This window comes from Microbacterium sp. ZXX196, assembly GCF_009709595.1.
Taxonomy (GTDB): domain Bacteria; phylum Actinomycetota; class Actinomycetes; order Actinomycetales; family Microbacteriaceae; genus Microbacterium; species Microbacterium excoecariae.
In genome coordinates this window covers 122198-143518 of sequence record NZ_WMEE01000005.1, presented here as the reverse complement: position 1 = coordinate 143518, position 21321 = coordinate 122198, and the positions used below count along the sequence as shown (strand labels likewise).

General features: G+C 71.0%; 18 protein-coding genes and 1 pseudogene. 3 read left to right on the top strand and 16 right to left on the bottom strand.

Annotated features, from left to right (window positions below; genetic code table 11):
* Position 1: 1 nt before the first annotated feature.
* The 5 genes from GJQ66_RS07005 to GJQ66_RS06985 form a co-directional block, all read right to left on the bottom strand.
* On the bottom strand, positions 2–2020 hold the full coding sequence (locus tag GJQ66_RS07005; protein ID WP_155048633.1) for a DEAD/DEAH box helicase: 2019 nt from the start codon (positions 2018–2020) through the stop codon (positions 2–4).
* 209 nt (positions 2021–2229) lie between these two features.
* Positions 2230–5418, bottom strand: a complete 3189-nt coding sequence (locus tag GJQ66_RS07000; RefSeq protein ID WP_368732758.1) for an efflux RND transporter permease subunit — start codon at positions 5416–5418, stop codon at positions 2230–2232.
* Between the two features lie 137 nt (positions 5419–5555).
* Entirely contained in the window at positions 5556–5948 is a 393-nt protein-coding gene (locus GJQ66_RS06995) for a CrcB family protein (protein ID WP_368732757.1), read from the bottom strand.
* A complete protein-coding gene (locus tag GJQ66_RS06990; protein WP_230379402.1) occupies positions 5924–6274 on the bottom strand; it encodes a CrcB family protein in 351 nt (116 codons plus the stop codon). Before GJQ66_RS06990 ends, GJQ66_RS06995 begins: the two co-directional genes overlap by 25 nt.
* Before the next feature lie 41 nt (positions 6275–6315).
* The gene (locus GJQ66_RS06985) at positions 6316–6849 is read right to left on the bottom strand and encodes a universal stress protein (protein WP_155048632.1); all 534 of its coding nucleotides are present in this window, start codon (positions 6847–6849) and stop codon (positions 6316–6318) included.
* A 155-nt stretch (positions 6850–7004) separates the two neighbouring features.
* On the opposite strand from GJQ66_RS06985, the gene GJQ66_RS06980 reads away from it, so the two are divergent.
* Entirely contained in the window at positions 7005–7190 is a 186-nt protein-coding gene (locus GJQ66_RS06980) for a DUF3073 domain-containing protein (protein WP_155048631.1), read from the top strand.
* Positions 7191–7284: 94 nt separating this feature from the next.
* Here GJQ66_RS06980 and GJQ66_RS06975 read toward each other — a convergent pair whose 3' ends face one another.
* The 3 genes from GJQ66_RS06975 to GJQ66_RS06965 are packed head-to-tail and all read right to left on the bottom strand — an operon-like array spanning position 7285 to position 10034.
* Positions 7285–8541, bottom strand: a complete 1257-nt coding sequence (locus GJQ66_RS06975) for a nitrate/nitrite transporter (protein WP_155048630.1) — start codon at positions 8539–8541, stop codon at positions 7285–7287.
* 33 nt (positions 8542–8574) lie between these two features.
* Entirely contained in the window at positions 8575–9174 is a 600-nt protein-coding gene (locus GJQ66_RS06970; RefSeq protein WP_155048655.1) for a PadR family transcriptional regulator, read from the bottom strand.
* Positions 9174–10034 carry a DUF4097 family beta strand repeat-containing protein gene (locus GJQ66_RS06965; RefSeq protein ID WP_155048629.1) on the bottom strand — a complete coding sequence of 287 codons (861 nt, stop codon included), beginning with the start codon at positions 10032–10034 and terminating at the stop codon, positions 9174–9176. Before GJQ66_RS06965 ends, GJQ66_RS06970 begins: the two co-directional genes overlap by 1 nt.
* A gap of 197 nt (positions 10035–10231) precedes the next feature.
* On the opposite strand from GJQ66_RS06965, the gene GJQ66_RS06960 reads away from it, so the two are divergent.
* Positions 10232–10810 carry an HdeD family acid-resistance protein gene (locus tag GJQ66_RS06960; protein WP_155048628.1) on the top strand — a complete coding sequence of 193 codons (579 nt, stop codon included), beginning with the start codon at positions 10232–10234 and terminating at the stop codon, positions 10808–10810.
* A gap of 273 nt (positions 10811–11083) precedes the next feature.
* On the opposite strand, the gene GJQ66_RS06955 is transcribed toward GJQ66_RS06960, so the two are convergent.
* Genes GJQ66_RS06955 through GJQ66_RS06945 form a run of 3 tightly spaced genes read right to left on the bottom strand, consistent with a single transcriptional unit; the run spans position 11084 to position 16514 of the window.
* Entirely contained in the window at positions 11084–11719 is a 636-nt protein-coding gene (locus GJQ66_RS06955) for a TetR/AcrR family transcriptional regulator (RefSeq protein WP_155048627.1), read from the bottom strand.
* Positions 11716–13911 carry a YhgE/Pip domain-containing protein gene (locus tag GJQ66_RS06950; RefSeq protein ID WP_155048626.1) on the bottom strand — a complete coding sequence of 732 codons (2196 nt, stop codon included), beginning with the start codon at positions 13909–13911 and terminating at the stop codon, positions 11716–11718. Before GJQ66_RS06950 ends, GJQ66_RS06955 begins: the two co-directional genes overlap by 4 nt.
* Positions 13908–16514: a YhgE/Pip family protein gene (locus GJQ66_RS06945; protein ID WP_368732756.1), complete on the bottom strand. Its 2607-nt coding sequence runs from the start codon at positions 16512–16514 to the stop codon at positions 13908–13910. Before GJQ66_RS06945 ends, GJQ66_RS06950 begins: the two co-directional genes overlap by 4 nt.
* A gap of 51 nt (positions 16515–16565) precedes the next feature.
* Between GJQ66_RS06945 and GJQ66_RS06940 the strand changes: the two genes are divergently transcribed.
* Positions 16566–16790 carry a hypothetical protein gene (locus GJQ66_RS06940; RefSeq protein ID WP_155048625.1) on the top strand — a complete coding sequence of 75 codons (225 nt, stop codon included), beginning with the start codon at positions 16566–16568 and terminating at the stop codon, positions 16788–16790.
* Positions 16791–17080: 290 nt separating this feature from the next.
* Here the strand turns inward: GJQ66_RS06940 and GJQ66_RS06935 are convergent, their stop codons facing one another.
* The 5 genes and pseudogenes from GJQ66_RS06935 to GJQ66_RS06920 form a co-directional block, all read right to left on the bottom strand.
* Positions 17081–17545, bottom strand: coding sequence for an IS5 family transposase (locus tag GJQ66_RS06935; RefSeq protein WP_306461803.1), 465 nt, complete (start codon positions 17543–17545; stop codon positions 17081–17083).
* A 40-nt stretch (positions 17546–17585) separates the two neighbouring features.
* Positions 17586–17828 (bottom strand): annotated as a pseudogene (locus tag GJQ66_RS14090) (hypothetical protein); the annotation flags it as partial.
* A 12-nt stretch (positions 17829–17840) separates the two neighbouring features.
* On the bottom strand, positions 17841–19451 hold the full coding sequence (locus GJQ66_RS06930; RefSeq protein ID WP_155048624.1) for an ABC transporter ATP-binding protein: 1611 nt from the start codon (positions 19449–19451) through the stop codon (positions 17841–17843).
* Positions 19448–20260, bottom strand: a complete 813-nt coding sequence (locus GJQ66_RS06925) for an ABC transporter permease (protein WP_155048623.1) — start codon at positions 20258–20260, stop codon at positions 19448–19450. Before GJQ66_RS06925 ends, GJQ66_RS06930 begins: the two co-directional genes overlap by 4 nt.
* Complete coding sequence (locus GJQ66_RS06920; RefSeq protein ID WP_155048622.1) at positions 20257–21321, bottom strand: ABC transporter permease; 1065 nt, start codon at positions 21319–21321, stop codon at positions 20257–20259. The genes GJQ66_RS06925 and GJQ66_RS06920 overlap by 4 nt, the downstream gene beginning before the upstream one ends.

Sequence of the window (21321 nt, the reverse complement as noted above, 5' to 3'; positions counted from 1 at the left end):
CTCAGACGAGCTGAGCGCCCGCGATCTCGTCGATCACGGCGTCGCCGGGCTCGGCGTCGAGGAACGGCGCCTCGATCTCGGCGCGTTCCAGCAGCTCGTTCATCCGGCGGCGGCGGTTGCGCGGGATGAGCGTCACGACGCGGCCCTCGCGACCCGCGCGGCCCGTGCGGCCCGAGCGGTGCAGGTACGTCTTGTACTCGTCCGGCGCGTCGGCCTGCACGACGAGGTCGACGTCGTCGACGTGGATGCCGCGCGCGGCGACGTCCGTCGCGACGAGCACGCGGATCCGCCCCTGCGAGAAGCGCTCGATGTTGCGCGTGCGCCTGGCCTGGTTCAGGTCGCCGTGCAGCGCGATGGCCCGGATGTCCGAGTCCTCAAGCTGCTCGACGAGCTGGTCGGCGAAGGCGCGGGTGCGCGTGAAGACGATCGTGCGGCCGTCGCGGTCGACGAGCTGCTCGATGACGTCGCGCTTGCGGCGCTGGTCGACGACGAGCACCTGGTGGTCGATCGTGCCCGAGTCCTGGTCTTCGCCCGCGACCTCGTAGACCTGCGGGTCCTTGAGGAACTCGTCGACGAGCGCAGAGACCTCGCGGTCCAGCGTCGCGCTGAACAGGAGCTTCTGGCCCTCGGCCTGCGTGAGGCGCAGGATCCGCTGCACGGGCTCGAGGAAGCCGAGCTCGCACATGTGGTCGGCCTCGTCGAGGACGGCGATGCGCACCTCGCTGAGGTCGAGCTTGCCCTGGTTCTGCAGGTCCTCGATGCGCCCCGGGGTCCCAATGACGATGTCGACGCCCTTCTTCAGCGCGCCCACCTGCTTCGCCTGCGGCACGCCGCCGTAGACCTGGGTCGTGAACAGGCCCACGCTGCGCGCGATCGGCTGGATGGTCCGGTCGATCTGCAGCGCGAGCTCGCGCGTCGGGGCGAGGATGAGCGCCTGGGGCGCGCGGCCATAGGCGCGGATCTTGCCCACGCGGCCGCGGAGGATCGACTCGACGAGCGGAGCGCCGAAGGCGATCGTCTTGCCCGAGCCGGTGCGGCCGCGGGCCAGGACGTCCTTGCCCGCGATGATCGGGGCGATCGTGGCGGCCTGGATCGGGAACGGCGACGGGGCGCCGAGCTCGGCGAGCGCGCGCACGATGTTGTCGCCGAGGCCCAGGTCGCCGAACGACTGGCCCTCCGTGACCTCGGCCGCGACGGCCTCGGCCGTCAGGCGCTCGTGCACGACGTCGATGTGCTGCTCCTGCTGCGCCGAGCGCTGCGGGCGCTGCTCCTCGCGGCGGTCCTGCCACGCGCGCTCGCCGGCGTTCTCGCGGCGCGGCCCGCGGTCGTCGGAGCGGCGCGGGCGGTCGTCGCGGTCGAACCGGCGACCCCGGTCCTCGAAACGACGGTCGTCGCGACGCGGACCCCGGTCGCCCCGGTCCTCGAAACGGCGCGGACGGTCGTCCCGGTCATCGCGACGCGGGCCGCGATCGCCGCGGTCCTCGAAACGACGCGGACGGTCGTCACGGTCGAACCGGCGACCCCGGTCCTCGAAACGACGGTCGTCGCGACGCGGACCCCGGTCGCCCCGGTCCTCGAAACGGCGCGGACGGTCGTCCCGGTCATCGCGACGCGGGCCGCGATCGCCGCGGTCCTCGAAACGACGCGGACGGTCGTCACGGTCGAACCGGCGACCCCGGTCCTCGAAACGACGATCGTCGCGACGCGGACCCCGGTCGCCCCGGTCAAAGCGGCGCTCGCCGGATCCGCGGTTCTCCGAACGGCGGTCGTCGCGGCGCGGGCCGCGGTCGCCGCGGTCCTCGAAACGGCGCGGGCGCTCGTCACGGTCGAAGCGGCGCTCGCCGGATCCGCGACCCTCGCCCGAGCGGGCGTCACGGTCGTCGCGCGACCAGCGGGGCTTGCGGCCGGGCCCGCCGTCGCGGTGGTCGTTCCCGCGGAACGGGCCGCCGGACTTCTTGGCGTAGCGGGGGTCGAAGTTCTGCGCGGGGCGTCCGCCCGCGGGCTTCTTGTTCTTGGGCATGCGAAAGTACGCACCTTCCATAGGTGTCATTGCGGCCATTTAGGACACAACACACACCCGCGCATACGACGCGGCATCCCAGAGCCGACAGGACAGAGTATCGCGCGCACCTGGGAAGCGCCCGACCGTGGGCCGGGTACACGCCCCGCGGACGCCGCGCGGCCCCGGTTCCCTTCGTGGAAGGGAACCGGGGCCGCGCTGGGCGGCGCTCAGTCCTCCCGGTGCGCGCGCCGCGAGCGGTAGACCGGGGCGTCGATCGTCGCGGCGGCCGCGCCGGCCGGCTCCGCGTCCCGCGGCGCGCGGCGGGCGGCGCGTCGCTCCTTCGCGCCCTCGACGAGGTTGTAGAGCGTCGGGAGCACGATGAGCGTCAGGAAGGTCGACGACACGAGGCCGCCGATCACGACGATCGCGAGCGGCTGAGAGATGAAGCCCGAGTGGCCCGTGATCCCGAGCGCCATGGGCGTCAGCGCGAAGATCGTCGCGAGCGCCGTCATGAGGATCGGGCGCAGACGCATCGAGGATCCCGCCAGCGTCGCGTCGCGCGCCGAGAGGCCGTGATGCGACCGGTACTGGTTCACGAGGTCGACGAGCACGATCGCGTTCGTCACGACGATGCCGATGAGCATCAGCACGCCGATGAGGCTCGCGACGCCCAGCGGGACGCCCGTGATCACCTGGAGGAGGATCGCGCCCGTCGCCGCGAACGGCACCGACACGAGCAGTAGCAGCGGCTGCCGGAGCGACTTGAACGTCGCGACCATCACGATATAGATGATGAGGATCGCGGCGAGCATCGCGAGCCCGAGCTGCGCGAACGCGTCCGCCTGGTCCTCCGCCACGCCCCCGATCGACGCCGTGGCGCCGTCGGGAAGCTCGACCGCGTCGAGCGCCGCCTGCACCGAGACCGTCGCGGCGCTGAGGTCGTCGCTCGCCGGCGGGATCGTGATCGTGGCGGTGCGCAGGCCGCCGACCGTCGTGATGGACGACGGGCTCGTCGCCTCCTCGACCGTCGCGATGTCCTGCAGCTCGACGACGCCGGTCGCCGTCGGGATCTCGAGCTCGCGGAGCTCCCGCGCCGTGGCGGGCGGATCCTCGCGCGAGACGTAGATCGTGAGGGAGGCGTTGTCGATCTCGACGGATCCGGCCTCCTGCGACTGCATGGCGCCGTTCACGATCGCGCCGACCGCGGCCTCCGTGAGCCCCCGCTCCGCGGCGGCCTCGCGGTCCACCTTGACGGCGAGGTACGGCATCGACGCCGACAGGTTGTTCGAGATGGCCCCGAGGCCGTCGCGCCCGTCGAGCTCCGCGACGAGCGCGTCGGTCGCCGCCCGCAGGTCGTCGTCGTTCGCGGCCTCGACCTGCACCGTGATGTCGCTCGAGGTGCCCATCGACTCGGCCGCCTGCACCGAGAGCTCGCCCGCGCCGTCCAGCCCGTCGAGGGCCTCCTCGACGTCGGCCTGCACGGCCGCCTGGTCGGCGTCCTCGTTCGTCATGACCGAGTAGGTGGTACCCGCGCCGCCCGCGGACATCGCCATGAGCGAGTTGCCGCTGGATCCGATCGTCACCTGCACGCTCTCGATGCCGTCGATGCCCGCGATCGCGTCCTCGACCTGGCGCGCGGCCTCGTCCTGGGTCTCGAGGCTCGCCGTGTCGCCGACGTCCTGCGTGATCGTGAACGAGTTCTGGCCCGAGTCGCCGAGGAAGTTGATCTTCATGAGCGGCGCCATCGCGACCGTCGCCACCATGACGACGACGGCGAGCCCGAGCGTGACCCACGAGTGCTTCATCGTCCACGACAGGATCGGCGCGTAGGCCTTCTGCAGGCGCGACGGGGGCGCGTCCGGGTGCTCCGGGTCGATGCGCTCGCCGTTGTCGTCGAGCAGCGGCTTCCCCGGCCGCATGAACCAGTACGCGAGCACGGGGACGATCGTCAGTGCGACGAGCAGCGATGCGAGCATGGCGATCGTGACCGTCATGGCGAACGGGCGGAAGAGTTCTCCGACCATGTCGCCGACGAACGCGATCGGGAGGAAAACGGCGACCGTGGTGACGGTCGACGCCGTGATCGCGCCCGCGACCTCGCGCACGGCGAGCCGGATCGCGTCGCCCTTGTCCGCGCCCTCGACGTAGTGCCGCTTGATGTTCTCGATCACGACGATCGAGTCGTCGACGACGCGGCCGATCGAGATCGTCAACGCGCCGAGGGTCAGCATGTTGAGTGAGTACCCGAAGGCCTGCATCCCGACGAACGCGATCAAGACGCTCGTGGGGATCGAGATCGCCGTCACGAGCGTCGAGCGGATCGACAGGAGGAAGACGAGGATCACGAGGACCGCGAACACGAGCCCGAGCACACCCTCGACGGCGAGCGTCTCGATCGACTGCGTGATGAACGGCGCCTGGTCGAACACGACCGTGAACTCCGCGCCCGGGATCTGGTCGCCGAGTTCGTCGAGCGCCGCGAGCACGCCCTCCGAGACTTCGACGGTGTTCCCGTCCGGCAGCTTCGTCACGGAGATCGTGATGGCGTCCTCGCCGTCTACCCGCGAGATCGAGGACACGGGGTCGTCCTCCCGCTCAACCGACGCGACGTCGTCGAGCGTGTATGTCTCCGGGGTCGTGACCTGCCCCGTGAGCGGATCCACCTGCGGCTCCGCGCTCGAGATGAGCGGGAGGGCGCGCAGGTCGTCGAGCGAAGTCAGCTTCACGCCCGTCTGGACCGTAAGCGTCTCGCCGTTCTCCGTGATCTCGCCGCCAGGGAAGAGCGTGCCGTTCTGTTCCAGGGCGTCCGTGATCGCCTGCTGCGTGAGGCCCGCGGCCTGCAGCGCCTCCGCGTCCGGGATGATCGTGACGCGCTCGCCCGTCGCGCCGACGACCGACGCGGAGCTCACGCCGTCGACGTCCTCGATCGCGGGGATCGCGATCGCGTCCAGCTGATCCTCGACGGTCGCCTGGTCGTCGAAGCCCGACACGGCCACCTGGATGACCGGGAGCTCGTCGAGCGAGATCGCCACGACCTGCGGATCCACGTCCGCCGGCAGCTGCCCCGAGATGCGGCTGATGGCCTGCTGCATCTTCTGCTCGGCGGTCGCCATGTCGGTGCCGTAGTCGAACATCGCCTGGACGACCGCCATGTTCGTCGAGCTCGTCGCGCTCGTCGAGTCGAGCCCGGGTACCGCCTGGATCGCCTCCTCGATCGGCGTGGCGACGTCGGCCTCGACGACGTCCGGCGAGGCGCCCGGGTACGCGGCGGTCACGACGAGCGCGGGGAGCTCGACCGCGGGGATCAGCTCCTGCTTGAGGCTCGTGAGGGACACGCCGCCAAAGATGGCGGCGCAGATCGTGATGAGCGCAATGAGGGCGCGGTTCTTCAGGCTGAGAACGGCGAGATTCGACACAGAGGGATCCCCGGGGTGCGGCGGCGCGGACGATGCCGGACACGGATCCGATACGCGGGTGTATCCAGCTCACCCAGTGTTCCACAGCGCGCGCGTCGCGCCAGCGGGTTATCCCCCCGGTTCTCGCCCGCGCGCGCCTAGGCGAGCGCGGCGCCGGCCGCGAAGCCGACGGTCCCCGCCAGCCCGCAGGCGGCGAGCGTGCCCAGCGCGTTCGCGAGGGCGGCCCGGTACCGCCGCTGGCGCCACATCTGGGCCGCGTCGACGGAGACCGTGCTGAAGGTCGTCAGCCCTCCCAGCAGGCCCGTGCCGACGATCGCGAGGGCGTCGGGCGCGATCAGGCGACCCGCGGCTCCCGCGAGGAAGGCGAGGGCGAGGGATCCGCACACGTTCACGAGGAAGACCGGCCAGGGGAAGCCGCCGGCCCGCCAGCGCCAGAGCGCGACGTCGGCGGCCCAGCGCAGGCCGGCGCCGACGCCGCCCGCCGCGGCGATCGCCAGCGCGAGCATCACGCGCGCCTCCCCCGCGTCCACGCGGACCCCGTCGCGAGCCCGCCGAGGGCCGCGCCGACCGCCGCGAGCGACGCGACGGCGAGCGCGGCGTACCCGGCGACCGCCCCGACGCCCGCGAGCGGCAGCGCCCCGAGGAACGGCGCCAGCGCGCTGTACGACGTGAACCCGCCGAGCACCCCCGTGCCGCAAAAGGCGCGCCACCGGCCGCGGTCGCCCAGCGCCCCGGTCACGAGGCCGAGGACGGCGGATCCGCCGATGTTGATCGCCACGAGGACGAGGAGGGAGCCGTCGCTCGGCAACAACACGAGGTGCCGCGCGAGCGCGCCGAGCGCGCCGCCCGCGATCACGAGGGGGAGCTGGACCCCGTCGATCGCGGGGCGCGCGGCGCTCAGTCCTCTTCCCAGATGTCCTTGTCGTCGGCGACCGGCTCCTCGACCGGAACGACGAGCAGCGGGCGGTGCTGGCGGTGCGACAGGCGCGCGGCGACGGATCCCGTGAAGAACTCGCGGAGCGACTCGCCGAAGCCGCGCTTGCGCGTGCCGAGCACGATCAGCGGCGCGTCGATCTTCTGCGCGAAGTGCTTGAGCGCGAGCGCGGGGTCGCCGACGAGCTGCGTCGTCGACCACTCCACCCCGAGTCCCTCCAGGTGACGGGCGACCTGCTCCGTCACGGTCGCGAGCTCCTCGGCGCCGGCATCGACGTTGATGTCGATGGGCGCCGTGTGCGGCACGCCGTCCGGGTCCTCGTAGGTCACGAAGCGCGTGACGTCGACGTGAGCGATCACGAGCGGCACGCCCTGGAGCTTCGCGTAGCGCGCCGCCTCCATGACGACGCGCGGGCTCTGATCCGGAATAATCGCCGCGATCACGGCCCCGTGCGGGGGCTCGACGGGCGTGGGAACACCGTTCTGCGGGTCGGACATGAGCGCGTACCTCCTGCCTGTGGAGCCCGCGGTTCAGGCCCCGTGGTATCCTAGACCCTACTCTTTCCGGGGTATTTACCGGTGCCATGAAAGCTGCATCTGCACAGGGTTTGAGCAATCACCCGCAGATCGACGTTGAAGGGGGTCGACGCGTTATGGGGCGTGGCCGTCAGAAGGCGAAGCACACCAAACTCGCTCGCGAGTTGAAGTCGTTCAGTCCCACCGTGGACTATTCGGCGCTGGAGCGCGAGCTCACGCATAACAACGACGACCAGTACGTCGACCGCTGGGCCGACATGTACCAGGACGATGACGAGGACGACGGGCCCGCGAGGGTCTGACCACCGCTGTTCTCGCTTTGCGCGCCGTAGGCCTCGCCTACGGCGCGCGTCGCATTTATGGGAGCGCCTCGCCCGCCCCTCAGGCCCGCAGCGCCTACGCGCGGGAGCGGCGGATCCGCGCGCTCAGGACGAGGAAGACGATGAGGCCGACCGCGAGCATCGCGAGCATCGGCAGGTACGCGACTCGGAAGAGCGCCATCGTGTAGTCGTCGGGCGTCACCGCGCCCTGCGCCGTGAGCATGGCGCCCGTGAGCCAGATGATGAGGAGCGCGCCGGTGAACCCGCCGCTGTTCACGACGCCGTTTGCGCGCGCGGCGAGGTGGCCGGGAACATAGTGCCGCGAGAGGTCGAACGCAATGAGCGATGCGGGGCCGCCGAGCGCGGTGGCGACCGCGAGGATCCCCAGCACGGGCAGCGGCGTCGGCACCGGCCAGGTCAGGGCGAGCGCCCACGCCACGATCTGGAACACGACGGATCCCGCGATGATCGCGCGCCGCAGCCGCGGGCGCCCCGCGGTCGCGCGCCCGAACACGGGGCCGGCGACCATCCCCACGAGCGGGATGACGAGCAGGTAGGCGCCGACACCGCCGGCGTCGAGCCCCGCCCCGTGCTCCAGGAAGAGCGGCCCCCACGTCACGACGAACGCCGTGAACGCGGCGCTCGTGATGAGGTGGGTCGTGAAGGCCAGCCAGGTCCCGGGCTCGCGCAGGGCCTCGCCCGTGCCGCGGACGACGGATCCGAGGCTCTCGCCGTTCGCCGTGCGGGAGGGATCGCGCCCCATCAGGGAGAGGATCGCCCCCGCCGCCAGGGCGACCACTCCGGTGAAGGCCGCCATGACGGCGTAGCCGGCGGGCCAGCTGGCCGCCGCCACGAGCCACACGAGGGGCGTGGCCGTGACGACCATGCCGAAGTTTCCGACGACGCCGATCATCTGCGTCCCGGTCGAGATCCACGCGGGGCGGAGGGACACGGCCGTGAGCCGCACCGCCGACGGGAAGATCATGGCGTCGCCGAGCCCCGCGAACGCGCGGGCGACGAGCAGCGCCGCGAACGTCTCGCCGAAGCCGATGAGGAGCTGGCTGCCCGCGACGATCACGAGGCCGGACAGGAGCACGGCGCGCGCGCCCAGCCGGTCGATCAGCATGCCGACGGGGATCTGCACGCCCGCATAGACGAGGAGCTGCAGGATCCCGAAGGTCGCGAGGTTGTCGCTCGTCAGGTCGAACCGGTCGCTCGCGATCGCGCCGGTCGCGGACAGGGACGTCCGCGACATGATGGCGGCGAGGTACGCGACGCACCCGACGACCCAGACGGCGATCCGCAGCCAGGGGCGCAGGGTCGGGGTCGTCATCTCCCCTTGATCCTACGCCCCCACGCGGGGCGCTCAGCGGCCGAGCGCGGCCCGGGCCCGGGCGACGACGCCGTCGAGGTCGCGCTGGAGCGCGTCGACGAGCTCGGGGGCGAGCACCCCGCCCCGGGCGACGTGCGTACGCAGGTCCGCGCGGAGGGTCGCGCGGAAAGTGGACAGCGCCGCCTCCGCCCGCGCCTGCTGGGCGCGCGCGGCGCCGCGGGGATCCGCCGCCGGGGGCTCGTCGTCCGCGGGCGCCGCGCCGGCCGCCGCGAGGTCCGCGCGGAGGCTCTTCATCGCCTCACGCACGTTCTGCCGCACGCCGTCGGCGATGATCCGGACCGAGTCGGAGAGCCCGTCCTGGATCCCCGCGACCTCCTCCGCGCGGCCGCTCACCTCGGCACGGCCCGCGTCGGTGATGGCGTAGACGGCCGTCCGGCCGTCCTGCGTCTTCGTCACGAGCCCCTCCTCCTCGAGCTTCGCGAGCCGCGGATAGATCGTGCCGGCGCTGGGGGTGTAGGTGCCGCCCGTGCGCTCCGACAGCGCCTGCATGATGCCGTACCCGTGCAGGGGGCGCTCCTCGAGGAGGGCCAGCAAGTACAGGCGCAGGTCACCGTGGCTGAACACGGCCGCCATCACGCGCGCTCCCCCGCCTGGTTCGGCCACTCCACCTCGGTGTCGACCGGCTCGGGCGGCGCGCCCCCGCCGCGACGCAGCACCGAGACGTCGCCGCCGACGGAGTTAACCCGCACGTCGGCGAACATGCCCGAGAGCACGCCGGCGCGGCCCGCGTAGTTGCGGGACCGCGACGACCCGTCGACCTGCACCCGCCCGCTGAGGGTGTGCACGGTGTACGCCGCGGGGTAGTCGTCGTCGAGCCGGATCGTTGTGGATCCGGACACGGAGTTCACCTGCGCCTCGCGCAGTTCCCCCTCGGCGTCGAGGAGCACGGAGCCGGAGACGGTGTTGACGTCGGCCGTCGTCACGGCGCCGGCGACCGCGACGTCGCCCGAGACCATGTCGGTGGAGAACGCGCCCTCGAGGCCCCGCACCTGGATGTCGGCCGAGACCGCGTGCGTATGGAGGTCCCCCGCCAGGCCGTCCACGAGCACGTCGCCCGAGACCGTGTTGATCGTCGCGCCCGCCGCGAGCCCCGCCACGAGGGCGGACGCGGACACGACGCCGAGCGAGAGCGCGACGGCCCGGGGCACCGCGACGCTGATCTCGGCGCGCGGGCCGGACGCGCCGAGGCGCCCGAACGTCGTGAGGAAGTTGTCCCAGCGCAGCTGGGGGTGGTCGATCTCGAGCTCGGCGCCCGACATCTCGATGCGCAGCTCCTTCGCCGCCACGCCGTGCACCTCGATGCGCGTGTGCTCCTCGTCGTGCCCGACGATGTCGATCTGCCCGCCCACGAGCGCCGCCTTCAGCCGCGTCACGCCCGCGACGTCGATGACGCGCGTCTCGCCCGGCTGGATGATCCACTTCTCTTCGGCCATCGCCTGCTCCCCTGTTCCCCGCCACCGCGGATCCGATCGAGATATATCTCGTTCGGGGCCATTAAAACACGATGTATCGCGTTTTGCCAGGCCCGCCCGCTCCCCGCGGCGCGCGGCCCGCGGCCGGCGGGATATTGGTGGGAGCGCGGCCGCGGTAGTCTCGGCGATGTCCGCATCACCCGCGCCTAGGAGGCCGCATGTCCACCGATGTTCGTCCCGAGTTCGGCGTGCGCCGCAGCCTGCGCGCCATCATCCTCGCCGGCGCCGTCCTCTCCCTGCTGTTCGGCATCGCGGTGCTCGTGTGGCCCGTGAAGTCGGCCGTGGCCGTCACGATCCTCCTCGCCGTGTACGCGATCATCGGCGGGCTGCTGAACCTCGGTAGCGGCATCTTCGTGAAGGGCACGCCGGGATGGACGCGCGCGGGCCTCATCGTGCTGGGCCTCGTGTTCCTCGCCGCCGGCGTCCTGGCCTTCGGCAACCTCGGCGTGACGACCCTCCTTCTCGCCGTCATCTTCACGACGTTCCTCGGCATCGCGTGGATCGTGGACGGCATCGTCTCGCTCACGACGCTGAGCAGCGCGCAGAGCGCGGGGCCCGGCGGCGAGAAGGCGCACAAGGGCTGGACGATCGCGTTCGCGATCATCAGCATTATCGCCGGCGTCTTCGTCATCATCTCGCCGCTCATGACGGCGCTCTGGCTGTGGATCTTCATCGGCGCCGCGCTCATCGTGTTCGGCGTCACGGGCATCGTCCGCGCCGCGACGCTCGAGAAGTAACGCCGCGCAGACGGATCCCCGGGCCCTCGCGAGGGCCCGGGGATCCGCGTCTCTAGGCCGTGTTGATCAAGAGGTTTCGCTCCCGGCTGGGTGAGTCTTAAGCGGTGACGCGACAGGAGATCTCTGACGAGGTGTGGGCCGTGAGCTTCGCGCTGGCATGGGCGACGTAATGCATCAGGACTCCGCGGAACCGATCCTGTGTGGAGACCCAGACCGATCCCGGGGCCCCCACCTCATCGCATCAGTCCACGCTGCGGATCCGCAAGCGGCCCCTCAGCCCGCCGCGACGATCTCCGGGTGTGCCTCGAGCAGCGCGACCTGCTCGGTCCAGGGCACGCCGACGATGCTCAGCACGACGCGAACAACCGTGGAGGCGCCATCCTTCGACGTCAACCAGCGCTCGCGGAGCGTCGCGCGCGCCGTCTCCTCCACGAGAAACGCGAGCACCCGATCCGACATGTCGCCGCGGAAGGCTCCGGACTCGATACCGGCCTTGACGAGCGCGCGCACGCGGCGGCGCAGCGGCGCCAGCGCACGCACGGTGCCGAGAACGTGTGCGTTCTCGAGCGCGATGTTCGCGGCCGCCCGCACGGTCGAGGCCTCGCGCCACAGCCGCGCCGCGAGCCCCGCGATCGCGACCCGCGGATCCGGATCGTCGGTCTCCTCCGCCACGGCGTTGATACGCCCGGCGCCGCGCACGATTACCTCGTCGAGCAGGCTCTCGCGGTCCGGGAAGTGGCCGTAGAGCGCTCGGCGCGACAGCTTCGCGGCCTGCGCGATAGCGTCGAGCGAGGCGTTCGGATCGACCGCGAGCAGCGACTGCGCCGCGCTGATAAGCGCCTCGCGGTTCGCGGTCGCGTCGCTGCGGCGCGGCCGCGCCGCGACAGGCTTCGTCTCTGTAGCGGTCATGACGGCGACATCAGCTTCGTCGACTCGATGGCCTTCGACAGGCCCTGCGTGAACGACATCAGCGGGCGGCGCAGCACGAGCCCGACCAAGAGGGCCGGGATCACGAAGAGCGCGAGGGCGCCGAGCGAGATCCAGAAGTCGCTCGCGTAGACGCCGGCGATGGCCGAGCGTAGCGCGGCGACGGCGTGCGTCGCGGGAAGGAACGGCGAGATGTTCTGGAACCACTCGGGCAGCAGCTGCAGTGGGTACGCACCACCGGATCCGGAGACCTGGATGACGAGCACCAGCACCGCGAGCGCCTTACCCGCGTTTCCGAGCGCGACGACCGCCGTGTAGATCAGCAGCGTGAACACGAGCGACGAGACCCACCCGGCGAGGATCAGCAGGAACGCGTGCGCCGGCTCGATCTGGATGAACAGGATGAGCCCGAGAGTCACGAGCGTGCTCTGTGCGAGCCCGATCAGGCCGAAGATGCCGTAGCGGCCGAGGTACTTCTTCGTCGGCGAGAGCTCCGGGCGATCAGGCAGGGTATCGGCGTTCACGTCGACCCGGATCGCAACCGTCATGAGCAGCGCACCGACCCAGAGCGCGAGCACCGTGTAGAGAGGCGCTATTCCCGCGCCGAAGCTGACGATCGGGAAAACGGCGGTGCGGTCGACGCGCAAGGGCTGCGCCAGCGAGGTCGCGAGCACGCTCGGATCCGAACCGATGATGTCGTTCAGCGCGCTGAGGTCGCCGGTCTTGGCGGCGTCGGCGAGGGCCGCCTCAACCTTGTCGAAGGTCTCGGCCGTCTCGGTGAGCGACTCCGAGATCCGCTGGGTGGAATCCTGGGCGCCCGTGAGGGTGTCGCGCAGGCCGCCCGCCGAGCCGGCCAGCCGATCGGCGGCGGCCGACAGGTCGTCGCCGATCGACGACACATCGGATCCGATCACCGAGAGGGTCGCGGCGAGCTCGTCGAGCTTCGGCTGCAGCGAGCCCGTGTACGAATCCTGCGCGCTCTGCAGCGCCTGCTTCGCCGCGTCGATCGACGCGGTGATCTCGTCGTGCTTCGCCTGGCGTTCCGCGGATCCGTCGGCGATGTCCTGCCCCGCCTGAGCGACGCGGTCGTGCGCCGACTGCTGGGCGGCGATCGCGGCGTCGATGCGCTCGAGCACCGCGTTGAAAGCATCCTGCGCCTCGTCCGGCAGGATCGGGCGGACCTCGTTCTCGAGCCGGTTACGCAGCTCGGTGTAGTGGTCGATCTGGTCCTGCATGCGGCCGGCCAGCGTGTCGATCACCTGCACCTGGCTGTCGCTGAGCTGCGCGCCCTGCGCGAAGAGCTCGTCGATGCGCGCTCCGACGGCGTCGTAGCCTGCGGCCGTGCGCGAGATCGCGTCGGAGAGCGCCTGCGTCGACGACGCGAGCACGTCGCCGAGCTCGTCGACCGCGGCCGCTCCGCCGCCCACCGCGCTGGACGCGTCCTCGAACGCGGATCCTGACGAGGTGATGAGAGACGAGGCCCCGTCGACGAGCGGGATCGTCGACTCGAGCAGGCTCGTGAACATGTCGGCCGTCTGCGCGCCGCCGCGCAGTTGCGTGGCCACGCCGCCGATGCGGGCCTCGAGGCGGGTGAGCGCCGCCTGCGTGTCGGCGTCGGTGAGGTAATCGGACAGCGACGAGACGACGCTGAGCGCGATGTCGCTGAGAGTCTCGGTGAAGACCTCGTTGATCTGCTGCGAGACGCCGTCGGCGCCCTGATCGGTGATCTTCGGCGCGAGCGCGTTCTTCTTCTCGTTCGTGTAATACGCGAGGCTGGTGTGCTCGACGTCGTCCGAGTAGAACGTCATCATGTCGGTGCTGAACGATGCCGGCAGCACGAGGGCGGCGTAGTACTCGCCCGACTTCGTACCGTCGATCGCGTCGTCTTCCGTCGTGATGACCCAGTCGAGGTCGTCGTTGGCGCGAAGCTCCGAAAGAACCTGATCGCCGATGTTGATGCGGATCGGGACGAGGTCGTTCAGGTACCCCTCGTCGGCGCTCGCGACGGCGACCTTGAGGCCCTTCGTGTTCGAGAACGGATCCCAACTGGCGATCACGTTGAACCACGTGAACAGCGACGGGATCACGACCAGGCCGAAGATGACGATCACGGCCATCACGCTCGAGGTGGCGCGCCGGATGTCGCGGCGGGTCAGATGCAGGATGTCCCTCATGCGCGGTCTCCTCCGTCTGCGGCCATCTCGGGTATGACGGATCCGTCGGCGCCCGCGGCAACGCGAGTGCGGGATCCTTCGCTCACCACCGCGCGGCGGAGCTCGTCGTCACCGAGCGACGCGACCTCGCCCGCGCGGGCGAAGCTCTGCTTGAAGTATTCGAGGGTCACGAGCACGCCGATCACGAGCAGGCTCCAGAGCAACCACACGCCGAGCAGACTCGCCTTGCCGCCCGGCACGAGCCAGGCGATAATGCCGATCACGACGAGGCCGCCGAGGCCGGCGATCACGGTCGTGCGCAGCAGCGCCGGGTACCGGCGCGTGAACGGTTCGGCGCGGCGGGACAGCTCGTCGCGGTACTCCTCGCGGTTGGCGAGCGCGTGGATCAGGTCGGGCAGGCGGTAGCCGCCGCCGACGATCTGCACCTTTTCGCCGACCAGCAGATCGGTGGCGACGACCTCGCGGTTGAAGACCGCGTTGAGGCTGGCGAAGCGGCGGCGCACCACGAGGCCGACGATAAAGGCGCCGAGCACGAACACGGCCAGCACGCCGAGGAACTGCCAGTAGTCGCTGCCGTAGAAGCCGGCGATGGTCTCGCGCATCGCGTCGATGCCGTAGGTAAAGGGCAGGAACGGGTAGATCGCGCGGAAGAATCCGGGCATCATCTCGATCGGATACAGGCCCGAGGCGCCCGGGATCTGCATGATCACGAACAGGATGCAGAGGCCTCGGCCGACGTGGCCGAAGGCGACGCAGAGGGCGTAGACGATGCTGACGTAGGCGAGGGCGACGAGCACGCCCGTGCCGACGAACGCCGCCGCGCTCACCACCTGGATCCCGATGACGAGGTTTCCGATGCAGACGATCAACGCCTGGACGACCGCGAGAATGGCGAAGAGGAAGAAGCGGCCGAAGTAGGCCTGCCGCACCGTGAGGCCCTCGAGCCCCTCGGTATCAACCTCGGTGCGGAAGATGACCATGAGTACGAACGCGCCGATCCATAGCGACAGGTTGGTGAAGAGCGCGGCCATGGCCGAGCCGTAGGTCGAGACCGGGAAGACAACGTGTGTAGACACCTCGACGGGCGAGGCGACGAACTTCGCGATCTGGGCCGAGTCGAGGCCGGTGATCGTGCTGAGCGCGCTCCACTCCGACGCCGCGCTGAGGGCGGAGATGTCGGTGCGGGCGAGCTGGAGCTCGTCCTGGATCCCCGCGAGGTTGCCGTCGAGGGCCGTGAGCGCCTCGGAGGTCGAGACAAGCTGGGTGTCGAGCTCGGACAGCAGCTGCTGCGCCTGGACCAGCTGGTCGCGCTGGCCGTCGATCGCGGCGGAGAACTCGCCCGCGCTCGTCGAGAGCGACGACATCGCGCTGTTGAGCGCCGGCACCGTCGAGGTCAGGGCCGAGCGGAGGTCGGTCGCGGCGCCCTGCGCCTCATTGACCGCCTGAGTGACCGAATCTGCGGACGCCTGGATAGCGTCGGCCATGCCGCTCGCCGAGTCGTTGAGGTTCTGGAGGTCGGCGAGGAGCTGCTGATCGGTCTCGTTGCGCTGCTGGAGCGTGTCGATGACCTCGGTGAGCCGCTGGGTCGCGCCCTCGTCGAGCCCGGCGCCGTCGACAAGCTCCTGCAGCCGCGCGATCGCGGTGGCGTTCGCCTCGACGACGGCGCGGATCTGCTCGATGGCGCCGTCGACGCGGAGGCCCACCTTGTCGGCGACCTCGCTGAGGTCGGTCACGACGAGGTTCGCCGCGGCCGCAGCGTCGGCGAGCTGCGTCGTGCCGTCGACATAGGCCGAGGTCGCGGCGTCGGTGAACGCGATCACCTGATCCTGCGCCTCGGCGATGAGCGACTTCGCCTGCTCGATCGCGACCTGCACGTCGCCGAGCGTCGTGTCAACGTCGGAGAGCGTGGAAGACGCCGAGGCCAGCGAACCGCGGGAGTCGTCGAGCGAGGCGGCCTGCCCGGTGAGCTCCTCGCGCGCCGAATCGATCGTCTGCATCGCCTCGTCGAAGGCGTTGAGGGAGTCGGTCTTCGCGCCCTCCAGGCGCCCCTCGGTGTCGTCGCCGGCCTCCTTGAGCGCGTCGGAGGCGGCCTCGGCGACCTGCTCGGTGAACGAGCTCGTGATCTGCGCGTCGAGCTGCGAGGCGCCGACGTCGGTGATCTTCGGCGCGATTGCGCTCGCCTTCTCGTTCACGTAGTACTGCAGCGCGGGCTGCGTGAACTCGTCGGTCGTGATGCTGATGAGGTTGGTGCTGAAGTCGGTGGGGATGACGATCGTGGCGTAGACGTCGCCGCGCTTTACCGCGTCCTGCGCCTCGCCCTCGTCCATGAAGACCCAGCCGAGCTCGTCGTTCTCTTTGAGCTGCGCGACGACCTCCTCGCCGACGTCGAGCGGGCCGGTGAGGTCAGAATCGGCGCCCTCGTCGAGATTGACGACGGCAACTCGTACGCTCGAGGTGTTCGAGTACGGATCCCAGAACGCGTTGATGTTGAACCACGCGTACAGCGCAGGCGTGATAAGCACACCGATGACGATGACCCACACCCTGCGCTGACGGACGAGTCGCATCGCGTCGCGCCACAAGATCTGCAAACTCTTCCTCACGCGAACGAGTGTACGCACAAGGTGCACATTGATGTGTAATTTACTTTCAGCGTGGCGCCGCAGGGCGCGATTTGGCCGATGTTCTATTTACAGCACATCGGCGCGGCGGTACATTTTCCGAGCAACATAACCATGTGTCATTTTTCGAACAAGATTGGGGTGGCCGACGTGAAGCTGCAAACACCATCGGATCTCGCCCGCCTGGTCAAGAATGCCCGTGTCCAGCGCGACCTCACCCAGCAGGACGTCGCTGGCACGGTCGGCATCACCCGCTAGTCTCTCGCCCGCCTCGAGCGCGGCGACGGCGGCACCTCTTTCAACACGGTGCTGCTCATCCTTGACTACCTCGACGTCCGCCTGGACGCCCTCGCCGAACGCCGCACCAGTGTTCCCGCCGCTGCTGCCACCGGGAGCGCCGCCGAGGCCGCGGCCGGCGCGCTCGCGAAGCGCATAGCCTCTCGCAGATTCTCCGGGCACCTCGTTGTCCCCGGATCCGTCGTCGTTCCGCCGGGAGCGACAGAAGTCGGGCCCCCGGCCAATGCAAGAGGTGCCGAATGACCCGCCCCCTAGGCCGTGTTGATCAAGGCTGATTTGATCCAGATGAGCGGCGCGGCGAGGCTGACGGCGGCTCGGTAGCTGCGGAGGAGCTTGTCGGAGCGCATCGCGATGCCGCGCCACTGCTTGAGCCGGTTGAAGCAGCGCTCGACGACGTTGCGGCCCTTGTAGCGTTCCTTCTGCTGTTCGCCGAAGTCGATCGGCCGGCCCGGCTTCTTGCGGCGGTGCGCGACCTGGTCATCACGCTCCGGGATGGTCGCCGCGATACCGCGGTCGCGGAGCCAAGCACGGTTCGCCTTCGACGGGTACCCCTTGTCGGCGAGCACCCGGTCCGGGCGGGTCCGTGGCCTGCCCTTCCCGTCGCGGGGGACGCGGATGTCCTCGAGTACTGCGGTCATCATCGTGGTGTCGTTGATGTTTCCGCCGGTGATCATCATCCCCAGCGGCCGGCCGCGACCGTCGCAGACCAGGTGCAGCTTGGTCGTCAGCCCGCCACGGGAGCGTCCGATCCCGTGATCAGGCGGCTCGAACCACGGATTCTTGTGATTCGGCAGAGCCCCCTGTGTCCCGCTTCAGGGTCGCGCCGTGCTGATGCGCACGAGCGATCGTGGAGTCGATCGAGACGACCCAGTCGATCTTCCCCGCGGCGTCGGCCCGCTTCTGCACCTCGGCCAGCAGCTTCTCCCAGGTGCCGTCCACGGCCCAACGGTTGAACCGCTTGTAGATCGAGTTCCACTTCCCGAACCGGTCCGGCACATCCCGCCACGGAGCCTAGCCGACGGCGCCGGGGACGGCCTCGAGGAGCTCGCGCGTGTACGCGCTCTGCGGCCGCGCGAGCACCTCGTCGGCGGGCCCCTGCTCGACGACGCGGCCCTCGCGCATCACGACGACGTGGTCGGCGATCTGGCGGACCACGCCGAGGTCGTGCGTGATGAACAGGTAGCTCAGGCCGAGCTCGGCCTGCAGGTCGACGAGGACCTGCAGGATCTGCGTCTGGACCGACACGTCCAGGGCCGAGACCGGCTCGTCGAGGACGATCACCTCGGGGTGCAGCGCGAGGGCCCGCGCGATCGCGACGCGCTGCCGCTGGCCGCCGGACAGCTCGCCGGGCAGGCGCGTGGCCATCTCCTGGGGCAGGCGCACGGCGTCCAGCAGCTCGGCCACCCGGCGGCGCCGCCCCGCGGATCCGCCGACGCGGAAAGCCCGGAGCGGCTCCGCGATCAGGCGCGCGACCGTCAAGCGCGGGTCCAGACTGCCGAAGGGGTTCTGGTACACGACCTGCACGCTGCGCCGCAGCTCCCGCAGCTCGGCCCCGCGGATCCGCGACACGTCGCGCCCCCGGAAGCGCACGCGCCCCTCGTCTACGCCCGAGATGCGCGCCATCATGCGGGCCGTCGTCGTCTTGCCGGATCCGGACTCCCCGACGAGGGCGACCGTGCGCCCCGCCGGCACCTGGATCGAGACGTCGTCCACGGCGCGGAACGTCGCGCCGTCGCGGGCAAAGGACTTCCCCAGCCCGTCCGCCTCGAGGATCGCGAAGCCCTCCTGGCGGTCGGCGTGCGCGCCGATCGTCCGCGGGCGGAGACGCTCGCTCGTGAGGCCCGGCGCGGCCAGGACGAGCTCGCGGGTGTAGTCCGTGCGCGGGGCGCCGAGCACCTCGGCGGTCGCGCCGCGGTCCACGACGCGCCCGCCCTGCATCACCACGGTCTGCGCCGCGCGATCGCTCGCGACGCCGAGGTCGTGCGTGACGAGCAGGACGCCCGTGCCGCGGTCCGACGCGAGCTCGGAGATCTGGTCGAGGATCCGGCGCTGCACCGTCACGTCCAGCGCGCTCGTTGGCTCGTCCGCGACCACGAGCTGCGGGTCGCACGCCCACGCCATCCCGATGAGCACGCGCTGCTTCATCCCGCCCGAGAGCTCGTGCGGGTACTGGCGGGCGCGCGCCTCCGGATCCGGGATCCCCACGTCGCCGAGGATCTCCACGGCGCGTCGCGCGGCGTCCTGCCGGTTCATCCCGAGGTGCAGGCGCAGAGACTCGGCGATCTGCTCGCCGAGGCGCATCACGGGGTTGAGGGAGGTATTCGGGTCCTGCGGCACGAAGCCGATGCCGCGCCCGCGGATCCCGCGCATCGCCCGCTCGGGCAGGCGCGCGAGGTCGCGGCCGCCGAAGGTGACGGATCCGCCCGTGATCCGGCCGTTCTCGGCGAGGCGCCGCACGACGGCCTGCGACACCGTGCTCTTGCCGGATCCCGACTCGCCCACCAGGGCGACGATCTCGCCGCGCGAGACGTCGAGGTCGACGCCGTGGACGACCTCGGTCAGGTGCCGGCCGCGCCGGTAGGCAACCTCGAGGCCGCGCACGCTGAGGATCGACGCGCTCATCGGTCTCCTCCGATGACTCGAGCCAGCCGCGTCATCGAGAGCACGACGGCGACGATCACGGCCCCGGGCAGGACCGTGAGCCACCAGGCGGTGGCGAGGTAGTCGCGCCCGTCGCTCACGAGGGCGCCCCACTCGGGCGTCGGGGGCTGGACCCCGAAGCCGAGGAAGCTGATCGTCGAGACCGACAGGATCGCGGTGCCGACCTCGAGCGCCGCCATCGCCAGGACGGGGCGGATCGCGTTCGGCAGGATGTGGCGGAAGAGCGTCGCCAGGGGGCGGACGCCGAGCGTCGCGGCGGCCTCGACGTACTCCGTGCCGCGCACCGTGAGCACCTGCGCGCGCATGACGCGCGCGAAGCTGCCCGCCGCGCCGAGCCCGACACCGAGGGCGATGCTCCAGGGCCCGAAGCCGAGGGTGGCGACGACGATGAGGGCGAGGAGGATGCCGGGCACGGCGATGAGGACGTCGACGAAGCGCATCACAACGAACGCGATCGCGGTGCCGACCCGACCGCGGAGGGCGCCCGCGACGAGGCCCACGAGGGTTCCCGCGACGCCGCCGACGACGACGGCGCAGGTCGCGGCCGCAAGCGACAGGAACGCCCCGTGCACGACGCGCGTGTACACGTCGCGCCCGAGCGAGTCGGTGCCGAACGGGTGCGCCGCGCTCGGCGCGAGGAGGCGGTCGGCGGGCTCGCCCGCGAGCGGATCCCCGGGGGCCAGGAGGCCCGGCCACAGCGCCATGACGAGCGCGACGAGGACGATCGCGAGCGCGACGAGCGACGCGGGACGGGTGAGTCGGGCGATCATCGCGGATCCCCTTCCTGCCGGGTCGCGGCGGCTTCCTCGGGGAGCGCGGGCGCGGGGGCGAGCGCCGGGGCGGGCGCGGATCCGGACCGCGGCCGCAGGCGCGGGTCGAGGAGCGGATATGACACGTCGACGAGCAGCGCCGCGGCCGCGTAGATCACGGCGATGACGATGATGACGCCCTGGATGACGTTGACGTCGCGCGCCTGCACGGCGGCGACGACGATACGCCCGATGCCGTCGCGCGAGAACACGGTCTCGACGACGGCCGTGCCGCCCGCGAGGTACCCGATGAGCAGGCCGATGCTCGTCACCGACGGCAGGGCGGCGTTCGGGAGAATGTGCCGGCCGAAGACTGCCAGGCGCGAGAGGCCCTTGACGTCGGCCGTGAAGACGAATCCGCTCGCCTCGGCCTCGCGGATGGCGGCCTGGAAGACCTGGAAGAAGATCGCGCCGACCGGCAGCGCGAGCGTCACGGCGGGGAGGATCACACTCGCGCCCGAGCGCGCGCCCGAGGCGGGCAGCCAGCCGAGCGTGAAGGAGAACACGCTGATGAGCACGAGCCCCGTCACGAAGGCGGGGATCGCGACGCCGAGCGGCGGCAGCTGGATCAACAGGTCGCGGAGCCAGCGCCACGGCGAGACGTAGGCGAGGAAGCCGACGAGGACGGAGAAGACGACGCCGATGACGAGCGCGAGGCCGGCGATCGCCAGGGTCCCGGGCACGACGTCGACGATCATCTGACCGACGGGCCGGCCCGTCGCGAGCGACGTGCCGAGGTCTCCGGAGAGGAGGCCGGCGAGCTGCGAGAGGTACTGCTCGAACAGACCGCCCGCGAGCCCCGCCTCCTCGCGCAGCTGCGCGAGCTGCTCGGGATCCACCGTCGTCGCGTCGCCCGACTGCACCGCGAGCGCCGCGAGGACGGGATCGCCCGGGAGCACGCGGATGAGGAGGAAGGTCACCGTGTAGGTGGCCCACACGACGAACGCGAACTGCAGAAGCTGCAGCCCGAGGCGGCGGGCCGCGGCGACGCCGCGACCCGCCCGGAGACCTGCGGGCGCCAC

Bases quoted from the DNA above. Each gene is read 5' to 3' on its own strand.
- GJQ66_RS07005 (WP_155048633.1), bottom strand. From the start codon at position 2,020: ATGCCCAAGAACAAGAAGCCCGCGGGCGGACGCCCCGCGCAGAACTTC.
- GJQ66_RS06985 (WP_155048632.1), bottom strand. From the start codon at position 6,849: ATGTCCGACCCGCAGAACGGTGTTCCCACGCCCGTCGAGCCCCCGCAC.
- GJQ66_RS06980 (WP_155048631.1), top strand. From the start codon at position 7,005: ATGGGGCGTGGCCGTCAGAAGGCGAAGCACACCAAACTCGCTCGCGAG.
- GJQ66_RS06975 (WP_155048630.1), bottom strand. From the start codon at position 8,541: ATGACGACCCCGACCCTGCGCCCCTGGCTGCGGATCGCCGTCTGGGTC.
- GJQ66_RS06970 (WP_155048655.1), bottom strand. From the start codon at position 9,174: ATGGCGGCCGTGTTCAGCCACGGTGACCTGCGCCTGTACTTGCTGGCC.
- GJQ66_RS06965 (WP_155048629.1), bottom strand. From the start codon at position 10,034: ATGGCCGAAGAGAAGTGGATCATCCAGCCGGGCGAGACGCGCGTCATC.
- GJQ66_RS06960 (WP_155048628.1), top strand. From the start codon at position 10,232: ATGTCCACCGATGTTCGTCCCGAGTTCGGCGTGCGCCGCAGCCTGCGC.
- GJQ66_RS06955 (WP_155048627.1), bottom strand. From the start codon at position 11,719: ATGACCGCTACAGAGACGAAGCCTGTCGCGGCGCGGCCGCGCCGCAGC.
- GJQ66_RS06950 (WP_155048626.1), bottom strand. From the start codon at position 13,911: ATGAGGGACATCCTGCATCTGACCCGCCGCGACATCCGGCGCGCCACC.
- GJQ66_RS06930 (WP_155048624.1), bottom strand. From the start codon at position 19,451: ATGAGCGCGTCGATCCTCAGCGTGCGCGGCCTCGAGGTTGCCTACCGG.
- GJQ66_RS06925 (WP_155048623.1), bottom strand. From the start codon at position 20,260: ATGATCGCCCGACTCACCCGTCCCGCGTCGCTCGTCGCGCTCGCGATC.